19 protein-coding genes and 1 tRNA gene are annotated in these 19,269 nt (G+C 68.4%); 17 read left to right on the top strand and 3 right to left on the bottom strand.

All coding sequences use genetic code 11. The features are described 5' to 3' along the window. Window positions 1-14 precede the first annotated feature (14 nt). From ETD85_RS10690 to ETD85_RS10675, 4 genes are all read left to right on the top strand, one after another. The gene (locus tag ETD85_RS10690) at window positions 15-1,886 is read left to right on the top strand and encodes an acyl-CoA dehydrogenase family protein (protein WP_138689484.1); all 1,872 of its coding nucleotides are present in this window, start codon (window positions 15-17) and stop codon (window positions 1,884-1,886) included. 208 nt (window positions 1,887-2,094) lie between these two features. Continuing rightward, on the top strand, window positions 2,095-3,360 hold the full coding sequence (locus tag ETD85_RS10685; protein ID WP_138689483.1) for an extracellular solute-binding protein: 1,266 nt from the start codon (window positions 2,095-2,097) through the stop codon (window positions 3,358-3,360). A 68-nt stretch (window positions 3,361-3,428) separates the two neighbouring features. Further along, window positions 3,429-4,313, top strand: a complete 885-nt coding sequence (locus ETD85_RS10680) for a carbohydrate ABC transporter permease (protein ID WP_170246618.1) — start codon at window positions 3,429-3,431, stop codon at window positions 4,311-4,313. Beyond that, window positions 4,313-5,197, top strand: coding sequence for a carbohydrate ABC transporter permease (locus ETD85_RS10675; RefSeq protein ID WP_240779083.1), 885 nt, complete (start codon window positions 4,313-4,315; stop codon window positions 5,195-5,197). The genes ETD85_RS10680 and ETD85_RS10675 overlap by 1 nt, the downstream gene beginning before the upstream one ends. Before the next feature lie 84 nt (window positions 5,198-5,281). On the opposite strand, the gene ETD85_RS10670 is transcribed toward ETD85_RS10675, so the two are convergent. Further along, window positions 5,282-6,022: a class I SAM-dependent methyltransferase gene (locus tag ETD85_RS10670; RefSeq protein ID WP_138689482.1), complete on the bottom strand. Its 741-nt coding sequence runs from the start codon at window positions 6,020-6,022 to the stop codon at window positions 5,282-5,284. A 126-nt stretch (window positions 6,023-6,148) separates the two neighbouring features. On the opposite strand from ETD85_RS10670, the gene ETD85_RS10665 reads away from it, so the two are divergent. Then, entirely contained in the window at window positions 6,149-6,688 is a 540-nt protein-coding gene (locus ETD85_RS10665; RefSeq protein ID WP_138689481.1) for an RNA polymerase sigma factor, read from the top strand. Beyond that, entirely contained in the window at window positions 6,675-7,493 is an 819-nt protein-coding gene (locus ETD85_RS10660; protein ID WP_138689480.1) for a hypothetical protein, read from the top strand. The genes ETD85_RS10665 and ETD85_RS10660 overlap by 14 nt, the downstream gene beginning before the upstream one ends. 33 nt (window positions 7,494-7,526) lie before the next feature. Here ETD85_RS10660 and ETD85_RS10655 read toward each other — a convergent pair whose 3' ends face one another. Then, entirely contained in the window at window positions 7,527-8,549 is a 1,023-nt protein-coding gene (locus tag ETD85_RS10655) for an adenosine deaminase (protein WP_138689479.1), read from the bottom strand. A 119-nt stretch (window positions 8,550-8,668) separates the two neighbouring features. Between ETD85_RS10655 and ETD85_RS10650 the strand changes: the two genes are divergently transcribed. Continuing rightward, on the top strand, window positions 8,669-9,391 hold the full coding sequence (locus ETD85_RS10650; RefSeq protein ID WP_138689478.1) for a hypothetical protein: 723 nt from the start codon (window positions 8,669-8,671) through the stop codon (window positions 9,389-9,391). A gap of 43 nt (window positions 9,392-9,434) precedes the next feature. Next, complete coding sequence (locus ETD85_RS10645; RefSeq protein ID WP_138689477.1) at window positions 9,435-9,941, top strand: hypothetical protein; 507 nt, start codon at window positions 9,435-9,437, stop codon at window positions 9,939-9,941. An 80-nt stretch (window positions 9,942-10,021) separates the two neighbouring features. Here ETD85_RS10645 and ETD85_RS10640 read toward each other — a convergent pair whose 3' ends face one another. After that, on the bottom strand, window positions 10,022-11,230 hold the full coding sequence (locus tag ETD85_RS10640; RefSeq protein WP_138689476.1) for a pyridoxal phosphate-dependent aminotransferase: 1,209 nt from the start codon (window positions 11,228-11,230) through the stop codon (window positions 10,022-10,024). A gap of 157 nt (window positions 11,231-11,387) precedes the next feature. Here ETD85_RS10640 and ETD85_RS10635 point away from each other — a divergent pair. The 9 genes from ETD85_RS10635 to ETD85_RS10595 all read left to right on the top strand — a co-directional run. Beyond that, window positions 11,388-11,460: transfer RNA gene (locus ETD85_RS10635), tRNA-Trp, on the top strand. A gap of 77 nt (window positions 11,461-11,537) precedes the next feature. Continuing rightward, window positions 11,538-11,783 (top strand): preprotein translocase subunit SecE, encoded by a 246-nt coding sequence (gene secE / locus ETD85_RS10630; protein ID WP_170246617.1) that lies wholly within the window; start codon window positions 11,538-11,540, stop codon window positions 11,781-11,783. Between the two features lie 65 nt (window positions 11,784-11,848). After that, window positions 11,849-12,616, top strand: a complete 768-nt coding sequence (gene nusG, locus ETD85_RS10625) for a transcription termination/antitermination protein NusG (protein WP_138689474.1) — start codon at window positions 11,849-11,851, stop codon at window positions 12,614-12,616. Window positions 12,617-12,772: 156 nt separating this feature from the next. Continuing rightward, the gene (rplK, locus tag ETD85_RS10620) at window positions 12,773-13,204 is read left to right on the top strand and encodes a 50S ribosomal protein L11 (protein WP_138689473.1); all 432 of its coding nucleotides are present in this window, start codon (window positions 12,773-12,775) and stop codon (window positions 13,202-13,204) included. A 60-nt stretch (window positions 13,205-13,264) separates the two neighbouring features. Continuing rightward, entirely contained in the window at window positions 13,265-13,984 is a 720-nt protein-coding gene (gene rplA, locus ETD85_RS10615; protein ID WP_138689472.1) for a 50S ribosomal protein L1, read from the top strand. Between the two features lie 879 nt (window positions 13,985-14,863). Then, window positions 14,864-15,685, top strand: coding sequence for an SCO4651 family lipoprotein (locus ETD85_RS10610; protein WP_476739298.1), 822 nt, complete (start codon window positions 14,864-14,866; stop codon window positions 15,683-15,685). 341 nt (window positions 15,686-16,026) lie between these two features. After that, window positions 16,027-16,551: a 50S ribosomal protein L10 gene (rplJ, locus tag ETD85_RS10605; RefSeq protein ID WP_138689471.1), complete on the top strand. Its 525-nt coding sequence runs from the start codon at window positions 16,027-16,029 to the stop codon at window positions 16,549-16,551. A gap of 73 nt (window positions 16,552-16,624) precedes the next feature. Next, complete coding sequence (gene rplL, locus ETD85_RS10600) at window positions 16,625-17,017, top strand: 50S ribosomal protein L7/L12 (RefSeq protein ID WP_138689470.1); 393 nt, start codon at window positions 16,625-16,627, stop codon at window positions 17,015-17,017. 606 nt (window positions 17,018-17,623) lie between these two features. Beyond that, window positions 17,624-19,269 (top strand): glycosyltransferase family 39 protein (locus ETD85_RS10595; RefSeq protein ID WP_240779075.1); only part of this gene is annotated, 1,646 nt, incomplete at its 3' end.

Genomic DNA, 19,269 nt, shown 5'->3' with positions numbered 1-19,269 from the left:
CGTCGGGAGGTGCTATGACCGAGCACGCCAAGTACGCGGAGTCCAGGGAGGTCGGCGAGCAGGCGCGGGAGAAGGACTGGACGCGCCCGAGCTTCGCCAAGCAGCTGTTCCTCGGCGACTTCCGGCTGGATCTGGTGCATCCGGCGCCCAAGCTGTCCGACGAGGCGACCAAGCGGGGTGAGGAGTTCGTCCGGGCGGTGCGGCGCTACCTCGACGCGCACGTCGACCCGGCGCTCATCGAGCGCACCGCGCAGGTGCCCGACGACGTGGTGAAGGGGCTGGCCGGGCTCGGCGCGTTCGGGATCACGATCAGCGAGGAGTACGGCGGGCTCGGGCTGCCTTACCTGTACTACTGCCGCGCTCTCATGCTCGTCGGCTCCTACTGCCCGGCGCTGGCCACGCTGCTGTCCGCGCACCAGTCGATCGGCGTGCCGCAGCCGATCAAGCTGTTCGGCACCGAGGAGCAGAAGCGCGAGTTCCTCCCGAGGTGCGCGGCGGGCGAGATCTCGGCCTTCCTGCTGACCGAGCCCGACGTCGGCTCGGACCCGGCCCGGCTGGCCACCACCGCGGTCCGCGACGGCGACGAGTACGTGCTGGACGGCGTCAAGCTGTGGACGACGAACGGCGTCGTCGCCGACCTCCTGGTGGTCATGGCCAGGACCGGCAAGAAGATCAGCGCGTTCGTGGTCGAGGCCGACACGCCCGGCATCACGGTCAAGCGGCGCAACAGCTTCATGGGGCTCAGGGGCATCGAGAACGGCGTCACCGAGTTCTCCCAGGTGAGGGTGCCGGCGAAGAACCTGATCGGCCGGGAGGGCGAGGGCCTGAAGATCGCCCTGACCACGCTGAACACCGGCCGGCTGTCCCTGCCCGCCACGTGCGCGGGCAACGCCAAGTGGGCCGTGAAGATCGCCCGCGAGTGGGGCAACGCCCGCGTGCAGTGGGGGCGCAAGGTCGGCCAGCACGAGGCCGTAGCCACGAAGATCGCCTTTATCGCGGCCACCGCGTACGCGCTCGAAGCCGTCTGCGAGCTGACCAGCCGGATGGCCGACGACCAGCGCAACGACATCAGGATCGAGGCGGCGCTGGCCAAGCTGTACGCCTCGGAGCTGTCGTACCAGGCGCTCGACGAGCTGGTCCAGGTCAGGGGCGGGCGCGGCTACGAGAGCGCCGAGTCGCTCGCGGCCCGCGGCGAGCGCGGCGTGCCCGCCGAGCAGATGCTGCGCGACTCGCGCATCAACCGCATCTTCGAGGGCTCCTCGGAGATCATGCACCTGATGATCACCCGCGAGGCGGTGGACGCGCACCTGTCGGCCGCGGGCGAGCTGATCAACCCGGAGGCCTCCCGCCAGGAGCGCGCCCAGGCGCTGCGCCGGGCCGGCCGGTTCTACGCCAAGTGGCTGCCCTCGCTGGTGGCCGGTACGGGCAACCTGCCCACGTCGTACGCCGAGTTCGGCCCGCTGGCGGCCCACCTGCGCTTCGTGGAGCGGACCAGCAGGAAACTGGCCAGGTCCACCTTCTACGGCATGTCCCGCTGGCAGGGCAAGCTGGAGCACAAGCAGGGCTTCCTCGGGCGGCTCGTGGACATAGGGGCCGAGCTGTTCGCCATGACGGCCGCCTGCGTCAAGGCGGAGGAGGACTCCAGGGACCTGGGGCGGCGGCCGTACGAGCTCGCCGACACCTTCTGCCACCAGGCAAGACGCCGGGTGGACGCGCTGTTCGACCGCCTCTGGGACAACAGCGACAGCCATGACGTACGCCTGGCCGGCTACGTGCTGGACGGTCGCTACGCCTTCGTCGAGGAGGGCATCCTCGACCCGTCCATCGAGGGGCCGTGGATCGGCACGCCACAGGGTGGGGAGAGCGTCCGGCGTAAGATCCTCTGACGTCCGGTCTAGACCGGTTGTGAGCCTTTTCGCGCCTGAGTGTTGTCAAACCGAGACAAGCCGGTATAGACCGGCTGCTTAACCCAGGCTTACGCTGACGCAAACGCGTCGAGCCATGGGCTCACGTGCCTCACCCCCTGGACGGGGTCCGTTGGCTGGTACGGACCAGCGTCACCCGTCCGACGAGAAGGCGGTATCTCCAGTGAACATGAAGCTTGTGGGCGGCGCCGCGCTCGGCCTCGCCACGGTGCTGGTCCTGTCCAGCTGCGGGTCCACCGACTCCGGTGGCGGGAACAACACGCAGGCCTCGGGCGGCGGGCAGGTCACGCTGAAGATGGTCGCCGCCGACTACGGCGACGGCCCCGGCAAGCCGAACTCGGGCGAGACGTTCTGGAAGGGCGTCGTGGACGAGTTCCAGGCCGCCAACCCGAACATCAAGGTCGAGGTCCAGGTCATCAACTGGAACGACATCGACAAGCAGGTCGCCACCATGGTCCAGAACGGCCAGGTGCCCGACATCCTGCAGACCGGCGACTACTCCGGCTTCGTCAAGGACCAGCTCCTCTACAAGGTGGACGAGGTCCTGTCCCCGAACGTCTCCGGCGACATGCTGCAGAAGTTCGCGGAGTTCGGCAAGGTGGACGGCGCCGCGTACGGCATCCCGTTCGTCTCCTCCGCCCGCGCCCTGTTCTACAACAAGGACCTGTTCGAGAAGGCCGGCATCGCCGAGCCGCCGAAGACGTGGGACGAGCTCAAGGCCGCCGCGGAGAAGCTGAAGAAGGCCGGGGTCACGCAGCCGTTCGGCCTGCCGCTGGGCCAGGAGGAGGCGCAGGCCGAGTCCTTCCTGTGGATGCTGGGCAACGGCGGCGGCTACAAGGACGCCGGCGGCAAGTGGGCGATCAACTCGCCGCAGAACATCGAGACGTTCACGTACATGAAGGGCCTCGTGGACGCGGGCCTGACCACCCCGAACCCCGGCACCAAGGACCGTAAGACGGTCTGGGAGGACTTCGGCGCCGGCAAGGTCGGCATGGTCAACGGCGGACCCATGTCCATCCCGATCTTCGACGCCGCCGGGCTGAAGAACTACGGCGTCGCGCCGATCCCCGGCAAGGCCGGCCCGCTGGACACCACGCTCGGCGTCATGGACTGGATCATGGCGTTCAACAAGAACGGCCACGCCGCCGAGATCAAGAAGTTCTTCGACTTCTTCTACACCGGCAGCGCCGCGACGAAGATCTCCGACACCTACAAGCTGCTGCCCGTCACCAACGGCGGCATCCAGAAGCTGTCGAGCGACGAGAAGCTCAAGCCGTTCCTCGACGCGCTGCCCAACGCCAGCTTCTACCCCTTCCAGGACCCCAAGTGGGCCGAGGTGAACCCGGCGATCAAGCAGACCATCGGCGGGGCCGTCAAGGACGACCCGGCCAAGATCCTCGGTGAGCTGCAGAAGACCGCGGAAGCCGCGGGCTGACCGATCGGGGGTCCGTACGGCCGGCGTCGCCCCGGTGGCGTCGGCCGTACCGTCATGGAAGGTGTTTCATGAGAAGGTTGCGCGCCCTCGAACCCCTGGCCTGGGTCGGGCCCGCGGTGCTGCTGATCGCGCTGGTCGTGCTCTGGCCGGTGATCGAGATGATCAGGTCGTCGTTCCTCAAGATCAGCCGGTTCGGCGTGGTCCAGGGGGGCAACGGCTGGGCCAACTACGAGAAGCTGTTCGGCGAGCAGGACTTCGCCGACGTCATGGTCCGCAGCGTGGTCTGGGTGGTCGCGGTCGTCGCGTTCACCGTGCTGATCTCGCTGGCCCTGGCCCAGCTCTTCAACCAGCGCTTCCCGCTGCGCAAGGTGGCCCGGTGGGCGCTGATCGCGCCGTGGGCCGCGTCGGTGCTGATGACGGCGATCATCTTCAAGTGGATGCTCGACCCCGAGGTCGGCGTGATCAACCAGATCCGGCTGAAGCTGGGGCTGATCGACGCCATGGGCGGGGCCTCGGCCGACCAGCTCGGCGACGCCTCGACGGCCATGCCGTGGCTGGTGTTCGTGGCGGTGTTCGTGTCCGTGCCGTTCACCACGTACGCGCTGCTGGCCGGGCTGGCGACGATCCCGGCCGACGTCTACGAGGCGGCCAAGATGGACGGGGCGGGCAGGCTCAGGACGTACTGGTCGATCACGCTGCCGCTGCTGCGCCCCGCGCTCACCGTGGCGGCCCTGATCAACGTCATGAACGTCTTCAACAGCTTCCCGATCATCTGGGCGATGACGCACGGCCAGCCGGGCTACTCGACGGCCACCTCGACGATCCTCATGTTCATTCTCAAGAGCTCGAACATCGGTGAGTCCGCGGCCATGTCCGTCGTCAACTTCGGCATGGTGATCGTGCTGACCGCGGTCTTCCTCAAGGTCTCCCGCTGGAACAAGGAGGTGGCGTGATGGCCGTCGACACGATGCCCAAGGCCAAGCCGCACCCTCACGCCAGGCCGCGCGGGGCCGCGCCGCGCAGCATGCCGCGTCTCAAGACCGTGGTGGTGGCGGCCAGCGCCTACCTGGTCTCGTTCATCTTCCTGTTCCCGTACGTGGTCATGCTGCTGACCTCGTTGCGCTCGCAGGAATCGCTGCGCGACGTGTCGTTCTGGCCCGACGAGTGGGTGTGGTCGAACCTCGCCAATTTCTGGACCAGCGGCCTGGCGGGCAACCTGTGGGTGACGCTCAAGGTGGCTGGCGGCTCGACGGTGCTCGTGCTGCTGGTGGCGCTGCCCGCGGCCTACTACTCGGCCCGGCACAACTTCAGGGGGCGCACCGCGTTCCTGATCCTGGTGCTGATCACGCAGATGTTCCAGCCCACGGCCATGCTCGTCGGCATCTACCGGGAGTTCTTCCAGTTCGGGCTGGTGGACTCGATCTGGTCGCTGATCCTGGTCAACGGCGGGTTCAACCTGGCGTTCGCGGTGTGGATCCTGAACGCGTACTTCACCTCGATCCCGCGGGAACTGGAGGAGGCGGCGTTCATCGACGGCAACGGGCGCTTCGGCGCGCTGTTCCGGATCACGCTGCCGCTGGCCATGCCGGGTGTCATCACCGCGCTGATCTTCACGTTCATCGCCGCGTGGAACGAGTTCGTGGTCGCGCTGACCCTGACCACGACTCCGGCGAACCAGCCGCTCACGGTGGCGCTCAACTCGTTCATCGGGCAGTACCAGGTGGACTGGCAGAACCTGTTCGCCGGGTCCGTGATCGCCACCATCCCGGTGATCATCCTCTTCGCCCTGATCGAGCGGAAGGTGGTGGGCGGTCTGACGGCCGGCTCCATCAAATGAGCCGGCGGCCGCAGACGGCCACCGCCCGGAAGAGGTCCCGAGCCATCCGCTCGGGACCTCTTCGGTCTTACTTCTCCTGCGGTCTTACTTCTCCTGCGGCACCCGGGCCACGCAGAACACCGTCTGGCCGAACGGCGGCCGGACGAAGCGCTCGATCAGCCGGGTCAGCGGGACCACCGTGCGGTCGTAGATCTTGACCAGCCGCGGGTCCGGGTAACCGACGCCGCCGCGCCGCACGGCCGCCCACCAGGCGATGCCGCCCAGGAAGTTGATCGGCTTGAGCACCTCGGCGTCGAGCCCGGCCTTGGCGACCGTCCGACCCAGCGTCTGGGGCGTGTACCGCTGGACATGACCGACCTTGCGGTCGAAGTCTCCGTAAAGCTGCATGTAGCCCGGCACCCAGATGATGATCCGCCCGCCCGGCTGCGTGACGCGCGCCAGCGAGCGCAGGGCCTCGGCGTCGTCCTCGATGTGCTCCAGGACGTTCATCATGACGACGGTGTCGACCTTGTCCTCGAGCGGGATGTCCGTCGGCAGCCCGAACTGCAGGACGCCGATCTCGTCACGGCCCGCGAACCTCTTTTCAAGCTGCTCGACGCAGTAGGGGTCGAAGTCGCTCACGACGAGCCTGTCGAGCCTCGGCAGGAACTGCTCGGCGAAGTGGCCGAGCCCCGACCCGATCTCCAGCATCGACCGGCCGACATGCGGGGCGACCATGTCGAACTCGTACTGCCGATAGTTCTTGGCCTCGTCCCCACCCAGGTGGTTCTCCAGGGCCTCGTCACCGGCCGCCGGTTGAACTACACGGTCATACCCAGAAGACATAGTCCCGTTCCTTCGAGGGTGCTCATGGATTGCCCGAGTCTAATGCCCATGTCAGGGGTCAGGGTCACGCGATCCGCGAAAGACCCTTCCCCACATGGCCACTTATACGGTGGAATCTGACTCGCCATGGACGACGACGAGGCGATCAGGCGCTCGCTCGACGGCGACCTCGCGGCCTACGAGTCGCTGGTCGCACGCTACAGCGCGCTCGCCCATCGCACCGCCGCCATGCTGGGCGCGGGCGACGAGGCCGAGGACGTGGTGCAGGAGGCGTTCGTCAAGGCGTTCCGGCACCTGCCGAGCTTCCGCAGGGACGCGCCCTTCCGCCCGTGGCTGCTGCGCATCGTGGCCAACGAGACCCACAACCTGACCCGGTCGCGGGGGCGCAGGTCCGAGCTGGCCGTCCGGCTCGGCGGCACCGCCGAGGTCACGGCGCCCGACGACCCGGAGGGCGCGGCCGTGGCCACCGACCGCCGCACGCGCCTGCTGGCCGCCGTGCGCGAGCTGCCCGAGCGGGAACGCCAGGCCGTCGTCTGCCGGTACTTCTTACAGCTGACGGAAGCGGAAACGGCACAGGTGCTCGACTGTCCGGTCGGCACCGTCAAGTCCAGCACCCATCGCGGGCTGGCCCGGCTGCGGAGGGAGGTGGGCGATGAGCTCGGGTGAGCCGTTCGACGATCTCGAAGCCGAGCTGCTGGCGCTCGGGGACCTCCTCGACGTCCCCGCCCCGCCGCCCGCCGACGTCGCCGCGGCCGTCCGCGCCCGACTCGAAGCCGCTCCCGCGCCCGGCGGGGATGCCGCTCCCGTTCGTGACGGGGATGCCGCTCCCGCGCCCGGCGGGGATGCCGCTCCCGCTCGTGACGGCGGGCGGCGGCCGGCGCGACGTGCCCGGCCCGCGAGGTGGAAGGTCGTCACGGCCGTCCTCATCGCCGTCGTCGCCATCACCGCGGCCACCCCCCAGGGCCGCGCCGCCGTGGTGCACATCCTGCGGTTCGCCGGGATCGAGATCCAGATCGGCGACACCCCGCCCACCCCGATCCCCACCACGGCGCTCATGCCGGGCGAGCAGGCGGTCCTCCCCGCGGACCTGGCCGACCACGTCAAGTTCCCGATCAAGTCCCCGGCAGCCCTCGGCGACCCCCAGAGCGCCACGGTCGCGGACGGCGGCCGGGTCGCGTCGATGTTCTGGGCCGGCGGGATCCGGCTCGACCAGTTCGACGGCGGCCTGGACCCGATCTTCTTCAAGAAGCTCGGCCCGCCCTGGCCCGACTATGTGCAGATCGGCCCCTACCAGGGCTGGTGGATCTCCGGCGCGCATCCTCTCGGCTACATCAGGCGCGAGGACGGCACGGAGGTCCCGCTGCGCCAGGCCGCCCCCACGCTCATCTGGCAGCAGGGCACGATGAGCTACCGCCTGGAGGGCGTGGGATCGGCCCAGGAGGCGGTCCGCATCGCCACGTCACTCAAATGAGCCCGGTCACCTGGCTGCTTTCAAGGCGCCCGGTCACTCGAGTGAGCCCGCGAGCCAGTCGTCCACACCCTTGAGCAGCTCCTTGCGCACGGCCTCGGGAGCCGTCGACGAACGCACGGACTGCCGGGCCAGCTCGGCCACCTCGGCGTCGTCGAAGCCGTAGACCTCGCGAGCCAGCTCGTACTGGCGCAACAGCCGCGTACCGAACAGCAGCGGGTCATCCGACCCCAGCGCGATCGGCACCCCCGCGTCGAACAGCCGCCGCAGCGGCACGTCGGCGGCCCGCTCGGCGACCCCCAGCCCCACGTTCGAGGTCGGACAGACCTCGCAGCAGATCTGCCGGTCGGCCAGCCGCTGCGTCAGCCACGGGTCCTCCGCCGCGCGCACTCCGTGCCCGACCCGGTCGGCCCCCAGATCGTCCACGCACTGAGCCACGCTGCGCGGCCCCAGCAGCTCGCCGCCGTGCGGGACGGCGAGCAGCCCGCCGCGCTTGGCGATCCGGAACGCCCGCTCGAAGTCGCGCGCCTCGCCCCGCCGCTCGTCGTTGGACAGCCCGAACCCCACCACGCCCTCGTCGGTGTACTGGGTGGCGAGCCTGGCCAGGGTGTTGGCGTCGAGGGGGTGCCTGGTCCGGTTCGCCGCCACGATCACCACCATGCCGATCCCCGAGCGGTGCGCGGCCTGCTTGACCGCGTCCAGCATCAGCTCCAGGGTGGCCGTCAGCCCGCCGAACCGCTGCGCGAACCCCGAGGGGTCCACCTGGATCTCCAGCCAGCGCGAGCCGGCCGCCACCTCGTCCTCGGCCGTCTCCCGCATCAGCCGGTAGACGTGCTCGGGCTTGATCAGCACGGATCTGGCGATGTCGTACAGCCGCTGGAACCTGAACCAGCCGCGCTCGTCGGTGGCGCGCAGCTTGGGCGGCCAGTCCTCCTCCAGGGCGTCCGGCAGGTGCAGCCCTTGGTCCCTGGCCAGCTCGATCATCGTCGAGTGCCGCATGGAGCCGGTGAAGTGCAGGTGGAGGTGGGCCTTGGGGAGCGCGTGCAATGGCCGTTGCATTTACATATCTTGCCACTTCAGATCCGGTGCGGGCTCGCGCATCGGGCCGAGCGCGGAAAGATCGGGAAGGGTGGCGGGAGTCGCGGTAGGGATGAGCCTGGACGGGGGATCAAGAAGGCATGATCCCCGAGCAGCACCAGATGGGGCAGGGCGGGCGCGCGGCGCTCACGGCGCTGGCGCTCGGCGTGACGTCGCTGGTCATCTACGCGCTCTTCTCCTCGGGCTTCGGCCGTCCGCCGCATGCCGTCGAGGAGACGCCGCAGCCCGTCACCGTTCCGCTCCCGGCCGCCAAGCCGTCGGCGAGCCCGGCAGCCGGCTCGGCCGCGGGCTCGGCGTCGGACCCGGCTGTAAGCCCGGCTGTGGGCTCGGCCTCGGATTCTGCTTCGGGTCAGGAGGGCAGCCGGCCTGCCGCGGCCTCGGCCGCGGAGCCGAGCCGCCTCACCGCGGGCGGCGCCCGGCTCGCCGTGGTCTCGGGCGACTTCTGGCTGACGTACCTGCCGCCGGGGCTGGAGCGCAGCGGCGGGGGAACGGTCAAGGCGGAGGCCGGCGTCGAGGGCGGCTGGGCCAGGTTCGGCACCGGGAGCCGGTTCGTCGAAGCCCGGGTCGAGCGCGGTACGGTAGCCGCCGACTGGGCGGCTTACCGCCGGCGGGTCGCGGTGCTGAGCCCGCGCGCCATCTCCGTACGCGGCAAGCCCGCCGTGGTCGGCAAGCACCCGAGCGGTGGGCGGGTGATCGTCTGGCTCGAACGCGCGGGGACGGGCGCGTGGATCCGGGTGAGCGACTCGCTGGGCAAGGAACTGGTCGCTATTGCCGCCTCCGTCAAAACTCCTGTAGGAGACTAAGAACCCTTTTCCCAGAATATTCACTGAGCGTCATGGGGGGTCGATGCGACGTCTGGCGGCGATCGTCCTCATGTTCGCGCTCACGTCCTGCGCGGGCGGCGCAGGCGACACGCCGGAGGCCCACGCCACCTCGCCGCCTGCCAAGCCGTCGACCACGCGCAAGGGCGTCGCGCTGGCCTGCGGCGCCACGAAGGTGCAGCTGCCCGCCATGCCGGCGGGCCTGAGGCGGGCCGGCACGTTCCGGCGGCTGGGCTCGCTCACCCGGCGGCTCGACGTCAAGGGGGTGACCTGGCGTCACAGCGACGAGCAGGTGTACGTCGGGGTCGTCTGCGGGGTGCGTACGGCCGAGCAGTTCGCGACGCTGGTCTCCAGGTCGGCGCTGACGGCGTACAAGGGCAGGCCGGCGTTGCGCTGGAACACGCGTACCGGCCTGCGTAACTTCATGTGGCTGGAGCGGCCGGGCACCGCGGTGTACATCGGCGCGACGCCCGGACTGGCCGCCCAGATCAAGCACATCGCCGCAGGCGTGGCCCCGAGCCCGGCCCCCTGACCGCAGGCTCGGCGGGCTCAGCGAGCCCGGAGAACCCGGCAGGCTCAGTGGGCTCGGTGAACCCAGCAGGCTCGGCGGCCTCAGTGAGCCTCGGACAGCAGCTTGGCCAGCCGGCTGACGCCCTCGACCAGGTCGTCGTCGCCCAGCGCGTACGACAGCCGGAAGTATCCGGGCGTGCCGAACGCCTCCCCGGGCACCACCGCGACCTCGGCCTCCTCCAGGATCAGCTCGGCCAGCTCGGCGGACGATTGGGGCCGCTTGCCCCGCAGCTCCTTGCCGATCAGCTCCTTGACCGAGGGGTATGCGTAGAACGCCCCCTTTGGTTCCGGGCAGAACACGCCCGGGATCTCGTTGAGCAACCGAACCATCGTCTGGCGCCGCCGGTCGAACGCCGTGCGCATCTCCGCCACCGCCGAAAGGTCGCCGGACACCGCGGCCAGCGCGGCCATCTGGGACACGTTGGAGACATTGGAGGTCGCGTGGGACTGCAGATTGGTGGCGGCCTTGACCACGTCGGCCGGGCCGATCAGCCAGCCCACGCGCCAGCCGGTCATCGCGTAGGTCTTGGCCACGCCGTTGAGGATCACGATCCGGTCGCCCAGCTCGGGGACGGCCGTGGCGATGCTGGTGAACTCGGCGTCGCCGTACACGAGGTGCTCGTAGATCTCGTCGGTGACGACCCACAGGCCGTGCTCGGCCGCCCAGCGGCCGATCGCGACGGTCTCCTCGCGGCCGTAGACGGCGCCCGTCGGGTTGGACGGCGAGACGAACAGCAGGACCTTCGTCCGCTCGGTGCGCGCGGCCTCCAGCTGCTCGACGCTCGCCAGGTAGCCGGTGGACTCGTCGGTCACGACATCGACCTGCACGCCGCCCGCGAGCTTGATCGCCTCGGGGTAGGTGGTCCAGTAGGGGGCGATGACGAGGACCTCGTCGCCCGGGTCGAGCAGCGTCGCGAACGCCTCGTAGACCGCCTGCTTGCCACCGTTGGTGACCAGCACCTGCGCGGCCTCCACGGCATAGCCGGAGTCGCGCCGCGTCTTGGCCGCGATGGCCTGCTTGAGCTCGGGCAGCCCGCCGGCCGGCGTGTACTTGTGGAAGCGCGGGTTGCCCGCCGCTTCGATCGCGGCCTCGACGATGTAGCCGGGCGTGGGGAAGTCGGGCTCGCCCGCGCCGAAGCCGATGACAGGGCGGCCGGCGGCCTTCATCGCCTTGGCCTTGGAGTCCACGGCGAGTGTCGCGGACTCGGAAATCGCGGAAATTCTTGCGGAGATGCGAGGTCGGGTGGACATGCTTCCATGGTCCCACGAGGTCGTGACCTGGGCGATCGGGTTTCGGTTCGACGTACCGGGCATTCCCCCGTATGATTTCGCCTGGTCCTTCCGCCGCATGTCGGCGAGCGGTTCGGTCCAGGCAGTGAGGCGATCAGGGTAGTCTGGTTGTCGACATAGGGCACTGGCGCAATTGGTAGCGCACCGGTCTCCAAAACCGGCGGTTGGGGGTTCGAGTCCCTCGTGCCCTGCGAGTGCGGTCCGCGCAATAATGGCGTGTAAGCGCGCCGCAAAACTGCGTTGGATACGACAGATTCAGGTGAGGACTGTGGCGATCGACACGCGCGGCGAGACCGCAGGCAAGCCGAGTGGCGAGAAGAAGACACGCACTTCACCTGCCCTTTTCTATCGGCAGGTCGTCAACGAGCTCCGCAAGGTCATCTGGCCGACACGCAAGGATCTCATCACTTACACCACGGTCGTTCTGATATTCGTTCTGATCATGGTTGCGATCGTGTACGGGCTCGACGCCGCGCTGGGATGGGCGGTCCTCCGCGTCTTTGGTGGGTCCTGACCCAGAAGCCGCCGGTGTCGCCTTACGGAGTCGCCATTCGATACGACGAAAGAGGAAGAGTCACCGTGTCCGAGTCTTCAGTTCCGGCGGAGGGACCCCGCGACGAGTGGGGTGACGAGCTGGAAGAGGCCACCGAGGAGGCCGCCGAGGCGGCCATCGAAGAGGCCGAGGTCGAGGAGATCGACGAGGAGGCGGCCGAGGAAGAGGCCGTCGCCGTCGAGGACGGTGCCGATCTTCCCGACGTCGACCCCGTCGAGGAGTTCAAGAGCTCGCTGCGCGGCCAGCCCGGCGAGTGGTATGTGATCCACTCCTACGCCGGTTACGAGAACCGGGTGAAGTCCAACATCGAGAGCCGCAACGTGTCGCTCAACATGGAGGACTACATCTACCAGGTCGAGGTGCCCACGCACACCGTCCAGGAGTTCAAGAGCGGCAAGAAGGTGCCGGTCAAGGAGCGGGTGCTGCCCGGCTATGTGCTGGTGCGCATGGAGCTGACCGACGAGTCCTGGGCCGCCGTGCGCAACACGCCCGGCGTGACCGGCTTCGTGGGCCTGTCCAACAAGCCGAGCCCGCTCAGCCTTGACGAGGTCGCCAAGCTGCTGGCGCCGGAGCCGACCGAGGAGAGCAAGAAGGCCTCGGCCAAGACGAGCGCGGGCCCGACGGTCGAGTTCGAGATCGGCGAGTCCGTCACGGTCATGGACGGCCCGTTCGCCACGCTGCCCGCCTCGGTGAGCGAGATCAGCCCCGAGTCGCAGAAGCTCAAGGTGCTCGTCTCGATCTTCGGCCGAGAGACCCCGGTCGAGCTCTCGTTCAACCAGGTCTCGAAGATCTAAGACGATCACATACACTTAGACGTTCGGCTGGCCGCCTTTCGCGACCGGTGGGAGCCCGCAACGGACGGGTTTCCGCTGGATGAGGCGGCCTTCCGACATGTCCGGACCGCATCCGCGGGCTGGACGGCATCGCAATAAGGACCCGGAGAAGGACAAATGCCTCCGAAGAAGAAAATCGCCGCCTTGGTGAAGGTCCAGCTCCCCGCTGGCCAGGCCACCCCGGCGCCGCCGGTGGGTACCGCGCTCGGTCCCCACGGCGTCAACATCATGGACTTCGTCAAGCAGTACAACGCTGCGACGGAGGCTCAGCGGGGCAACATCATCCCCGTTGAGATCACCATTTTCGAAGACCGCAGCTTCACCTTCATCACGAAGACGCCGCCGGCGCCCGAGCTGATCAAGAAGGCCCTGGGCATCGACAAGGGCAGCGCGGTCCCGCAGCGTGACAAGGTCGGCAGGCTCAGCCGCGAGCAGCTCCGCAGCATCGCGGAGACGAAGATGCCCGACCTCAACGCCAACGACATCGAGGCCGCCGAGAAGATCATCGCCGGCACCGCCCGGTCGATGGGCATCACGGTCGCCGAATAAGTTTTCCCCCAACGTGGGAGGGCCCTTTCTCGGGGCTCGCCGAACCACTCAGGAGTAAGAATGAAGCGCAGCAAGGCGCACAAAGACGCGGCGGCCAAGGTCGACCACGACAAGCTCTACTCGCCCGCCGACGCCGCGAAGCTGGCCAAGGAGACGTCGACCACCAAGTTCGACGCCACCGTCGAGGTCGCACTGCGGCTGGGCGTCGACCCCCGCAAGGCCGACCAGATCGTCCGCGGCACGGTCAACCTCCCGCACGGCACCGGCAAGACCGCCCGGGTCCTGGTCTTCGCGACCGGTGACCGTGCCGAGGCAGCCCGCGAGGCGGGCGCCGACATCGTCGGCGCCGACGAGCTGATCGACGAGATCGCCAAGGGCAACCGGCTCAACGAGTTCGACGCGGTCGTCGCCACGCCGGACCTGATGGGCAAGGTCGGCCGTCTGGGCCGCGTCCTCGGCCCGCGTGGTCTCATGCCCAACCCGAAGACCGGCACCGTGACGCCCGACGTCGCCAAGGCCGTGACGGAGATCAAGGGCGGCAAGATCGAGTTCCGCACCGACCGGCAGGCGAACCTGCACTTCATCATCGGCAAGACGTCGTTCCCCGAGCGCCAGCTCATCGAGAACTACGCGGCCGCGCTGGACGAGGTGCTGCGTCTCAAGCCGTCGGCGGCCAAGGGGCGCTACCTGAAGAAGGTCACCTTCTCCACGACGATGGGCCCGGGCGTCCCGGTCGACCCCAATGTCACCCGTGGCCTCACCAGCGAGCTGGCGGAGTAACACACGGTCTTTCTTTTCGCGCAAGCCCCATCCGGTTCGTCCGGGCGGGGCTTTCGTGCTTTCCGGGGGGCCTGCTTTTCCGGCGATTCTTTTGTCGTGTATCGGCAGGGCTGGTGCCGGCCGTCGCCCGTACCTGATGGGTCTTCTTGTGCGGCGGGGTCGTAACGACTGCCAGCTGCACGAGGCGGGGCTTCTTGTTGCGGGCCGCCAGCCGTACATGGCGGGGCTTCTTGTGCGGTGGGGCTGCGGCGGACGCCGCTCATCGCCCGCCGCGCGCGCCCGAGGGCCTCCTGGGAACGCTCGCTGACCCGCACGGAGCGGGCCGCCACTACGGCGCCTCGCTATGGGTGGTGGGCGGGCGTGGTGGAACCGGATGGATCTTTCGCCGCGTGGGCCAGTGGCATGGTCACCAGCAGGACGGACGGCAGCCGAGCCGTGCCTGCCGTGGCACCCAGTCTCGGCGTCGCCCGGCGTGGGGGTCCTCCGGTCCGGCCTCAGGGCCATCTGAAACCGGCTGGCCTCCTGGCTCAGCCTCAGCGCCATTCGCTGCCGGGCGCTACCGGTCTCCCGGGATCGGGGCTGCTCGACACCGAGCCCCGATCCCGGCCGTCGGCGGCGTACTAGGCGTTCGGATTCGCGTCGATCTTGTCTGGCGTCGGTCCATGTTCCGTGCGTCGATCTTGTTCGGCGGCGGAGGCCGGTGGTGAGACAGAAACCCGCGGCCGACCAGTAGGAGGCCGGCCGCGTGGCGGCGTGGGGATGACGTGAACGCCTGATTGTGTGGGGATTGTGCAGAGCCTGTGGGGGATAACCCTGGGTTTTCCCCGAATTGTGCGGGGAAGACGCCACGGCGGGAGAATCCAAACGTAAGGTCAAGTCATGCTGAAGCGCACGATAACTCTCACAGCGGCCGGTGCCGCGCTCGTCGTAGCCGCGGTCGCCGGTTGTGGATCGAACGCGCAGCCTATTCAAGTCAATCTGGCTGCCTCAGAGGTGCTCGCGCAAGCCGCGCAGAAGACCGCGGAGGTCACCAGTTACACGGTCGACGCCGTGGTGAATGTGACGCACCCCCAGGAAGGCTCGGGCAAGGTGCAGGGCCGCATGCTCTACCAGAGCAAGCCCCAGCTCGCCGTGGACCTGACGCTGGACACCGTCGACATGGGCGGAAAGAACCTGCCGGGCGGCGTACGAGCCGTGCTGCAGGGCGACACCGTCTACGTCAAGGTTGAGGCGCTCAAGGAGCTCATGGGTGCCACCAAGCCGTGGATCAAGGTCTCGCTCAGCGAGGCGGGCGACTCCAGCCAGGTGAACCAGTACCTGAGCCAGATCCAGCAGTTCGACCTGGCGAACATGACCAAGCTCATCACGGCTTCGCAGGACGTGAAGTCGGTCGGCAACGAGAGCGTCAACGGCGAGGACACCACCCACTACAGCGGCACATTCCCGGTCGACGTCGCGGTCCAGCAGCTGCCTGCCGACAAGCAGGAGCAGGCCCGTGCGAACCTGGCCGAGCTGAAGGACATCAAGTTCGACCTCTGGGCGGGCTCCGACGGGCTGCCGCGCAAGCTGGCCCTGAACGGCTCCAAGGAAGGTGCCACGCTCGACGCGACCCTGTTCTTCAAGGGCTTCAACGAGGCGGTCAAGATCGACGCCCCGCCCGCCGACCAGGTGGGAGAGCTGCCCAAGGGCACGACCAACTGAAGCTCGCGGTAACTAGGACTGCAAGAACCGAGAACTCGGAATACCGGGCACCATTCGGGAAGACCGAGAACCGGGAGGATTGAGAACCGCTCGGACAGACCAGGGAACGATTTGGAAACTCGGCGGCCAGCACGTACTCTAGGTGTTGCCGAAGACCGCCGGTCGTCGTCAGGTGCCTCAAAAACCTGGCGACCGAAGGATCCACATCATGTGGACGGCCCGCGCAGGTGTGATGCGAGTTTCCACATGGTTTGATCCGTGTGCGAGCCCCGTGTGCGCCCTGCGCCCGGGGCCGTTCTCATTTCTGGGCCTTCGCCGGTGGCACATCTGGAAGGAGGCCCATGGCGAGGGCGGATAAGGCGACAGCAGTTGCCGAGCTCAAGAGCGAGTTCGAAGGCAGCGCTGCCGCCGTTCTGACCGAGTACCGCGGTCTCACCGTTGCTCAGCTCAAGGAGCTGCGCACCTCTCTCGGTGAGAATGCGAAGTTCGCCGTGGCGAAGAACACCCTGACCAAGATCGCGGCCAACGAGGCCGGTCTTGCGGGCCTCGACAGCCTGCTCGCCGGTCCGACCGCGATCGCCTTCGTCAACGGCGACGTTGTCGAGGCGGCAAAGGGTCTGCGTGACTTCGCCAAGGCCAATCCCCTTCTGGTGATCAAGGGTGGTGTCCTCGACGGTAAGACGCTCGACGCCACCGAGATCACCAAGCTCGCCGACCTCGAGTCCCGTGAGGTTCTCCTCGCGAAGCTTGCTGGCGCGCTCAAGGCGAAGCAGAGCGCTGCTGCTGCGATGTTCGCCGCGCTGCCCACCAACATGGCTCAGCTGGCCGACGCCCTCCGCGCGAAGCGCGAAGAGGCAGGCGAGTAACACCCGGGGGTTGCCGCAAATCCCGCGGTCCCGTTCCTAGTTTTCAGCAAGTCCTAAACGTAAGGAAAGCATCATGGCGAAGCTCAGCACCGACGAGCTGCTCGACGCGTTCAAGGAGATGACCCTCCTCGAGCTGTCCGAGTTCGTGAAGCAGTTCGAAGAGGTCTTCGACGTCAAGGCCGCCGCCCCCGTCGCGGTTGCCGCCGCCCCCGCCGCTGGTGGCGGTGGCGAGGCCGCTGCTGTCGAGGAGCAGGACGAGTTCGACGTCGTCCTCGAGGCTGCCGGCGACAAGAAGATCCAGGTCATCAAGGAGATCCGCGCCCTCACCTCCCTGGGCCTCAAGGAGGCCAAGGACCTGGTGGACGGCGCGCCGAAGAACGTCTTCGACGGCAAGGTCAACAAGGAGCAGGCGGAGAAGGCCAAGGCTGCCCTCGAGGGCGCCGGCGCCACCGTGACCGTGAAGTAACTTCCCCCTTCACGCGAGCTTTTCGAGAAGAGGCGGATACACCCAGGTGCCGGGTGTACCGCCTCTTTTTCGCATTCCCGGGGACGCCGGTTCTGGCGATGTCCGTGCGGCGATGTCCGTGCGGTGGTGCTCGTGCGGTGGTGCCTGTACGGGGATGCTCGTGCGGCCGTGTCGGTACGGCGGAAACTGCCGCCTTGTGGCGGTGACCCGCGTTGTCGCAAACGGCGTACGTCGGGGTCGCGTACGTCGGTGTGGCGTGTCGCGTCAGGGCACCCTGAGGCGCGTACGGCGGGGTCCTGTCGGAATGCGGGGCGCGGCATACACGCGGCGGGGTCCGGTCGCGGCGAGGAGCGGTCGAGGGCAACGCAGAACCCGCGGTGGAGAGCTCGCGGCGGCTGCGTGCCGGACATGGACGCCATACGAGACGGCGAAGCGACGGAGCAACGGAGCAACCGAGCGGGGGAGCAACGGAGCGGGGGAGTGACCTGCACCGTGCGCGTCCCGGCAGGTGGTGGGCTGGGTGCGCGGAGCAACCCGTGGGGGTGCTTAGAAGATTTTCATGTTCGTCTCATCGCCACGCCAACCGGCCTGCCTAGCGTGCCTGGTGTGGGTATCGAAGCGAAGTCTCGTTGGGCCTTGGCCGGGCTGCTCGTCGGCACCGGTGTGCTCTATGTCTGGGGTCTGGGGGCCTCAGGATGGGCCAATTCCTTCTACTCGGCGGCGGTGCAGGCAGGCAGCCAGAGCTGGAAGGCGTTCTTCTTCGGTGCCTCCGACGCCGCCAATGCGATAACCGTCGACAAGACCCCTGCCTCACTGTGGCCGATGGTGCTCAGCGTGCGGCTGTTCGGGCTCAACGCATGGGCGATTCTCGTTCCGCAGGCGCTCATGGGCGTCGGTTCGGTGGCGATGGTTTATGCCTCCGTGCGCCGGTTGTTCAGCGCCTGGGCAGGGCTGCTGGCCGGGGTCGTCATGGCGCTCACGCCTGTGGCCGTGTTGATGTTCAGGTTCAACAACCCTGACGCGCTGCTGGTGCTGTTGCTGACCGTCGCCGGCTACTGCGTGGTGCGAGCCCAGGAGCGGGGTGCCACGCGGTGGTTGGTGTTGGCGGGGGCTGCGATCGGGTTCGCGTTCCTGGCGAAGATGCTGCAGGCGTTCCTGGTCCTGCCAGGGTTCGCGCTGGTCTACCTGGTTACGGCGCCAGTGGCGTTCTGGCGGCGAGTGTGGCAGTTGCTGCTCGCGGGTGCGGCCATGGTGGCCTCGGCGGGGTGGTGGCTGCTGGCCGTGGCGCTGGCCCCGGCGGCCGACCGGCCGTACATCGGGGGCTCTCAGACCAACAGCGTGCTGGAGCTGGCGCTCGGCTACAACGGCATCGGGCGACTCAACGGCGCCGACTACGGAGGGCTCGGCAATCTGAATCAGGAGGCCGGCTTGCTGCGGCTGTTCGACAGCGAGGCGGGCGGCCAGATTTCCTGGCTGCTGCCGGCGGCGCTGGCGTTGCTGGTGGCCGGGAGCTGGTTCACGCGGCGCGCGCCTCGGGCCGATCCGATCCGGGCCGCGTTCTGGGTGTGGGGGAGCTGGCTGGTCGTGACCGGGCTGGTCTTCAGCCTGATGCAGGGGATCTTCCATGCTTACTACACCGTGGCGTTGGCGCCGGCCATCGCCGCCTTGGTGGGCATGGGGGTGGCCATGCTGTGGGAGCGGCGGGCGTACCGGCTGCTCGCCGTGATCACTGCGGGGACGGCCGTGTGGTCCTACTTCCTGTTGTCGCGCAGCGCTGACTGGAACTCGTGGCTGGGCGTCGCCGTGTTGGCGGCCGGTTTGGGAGCGGCGCTGGCGATGCTCTTCGCGCGCCGGGCCGTGGTGATCGTCACCGTCGCGGTGGTGGCGTGCGTCGCCTGCCTGGCAGGGCCTGCGGCGTACGCGGTGGACACGGCCTCGTCGGCGCACACCGGAGCCATTCCGACGGCAGGACCTTCGACCGGCGGGTTCGGAAGGCCGGGCGGCGGCGGGTTCCAACGTCCGGGGGGAGGGTTCCGGCGGTCTGACGGTGGCCAGGCGGCCGGTCAGCCTCCCGCTGGTGACGGTGGTCAGTCAGCCCAACAGCCGTCGGGTACGGGGCAGGGCCAAGGTTCCGGGGGAACCGCCCAGGGCGGAACGGGTCAAGGTGGAACGGGTCAAGGTGGGACTGGTCCGGGAGGTTTTGGCCCTGTCTCTTATACACATCGGAGGCTGCCGCCTATACACATGGATGG

The sequence above is a fragment of the Nonomuraea zeae genome, from assembly GCF_005889725.1.
Lineage (GTDB): Bacteria > Actinomycetota > Actinomycetes > Streptosporangiales > Streptosporangiaceae > Nonomuraea > Nonomuraea zeae.
This window is presented reverse-complemented; position numbering and strand designations above follow the sequence as displayed.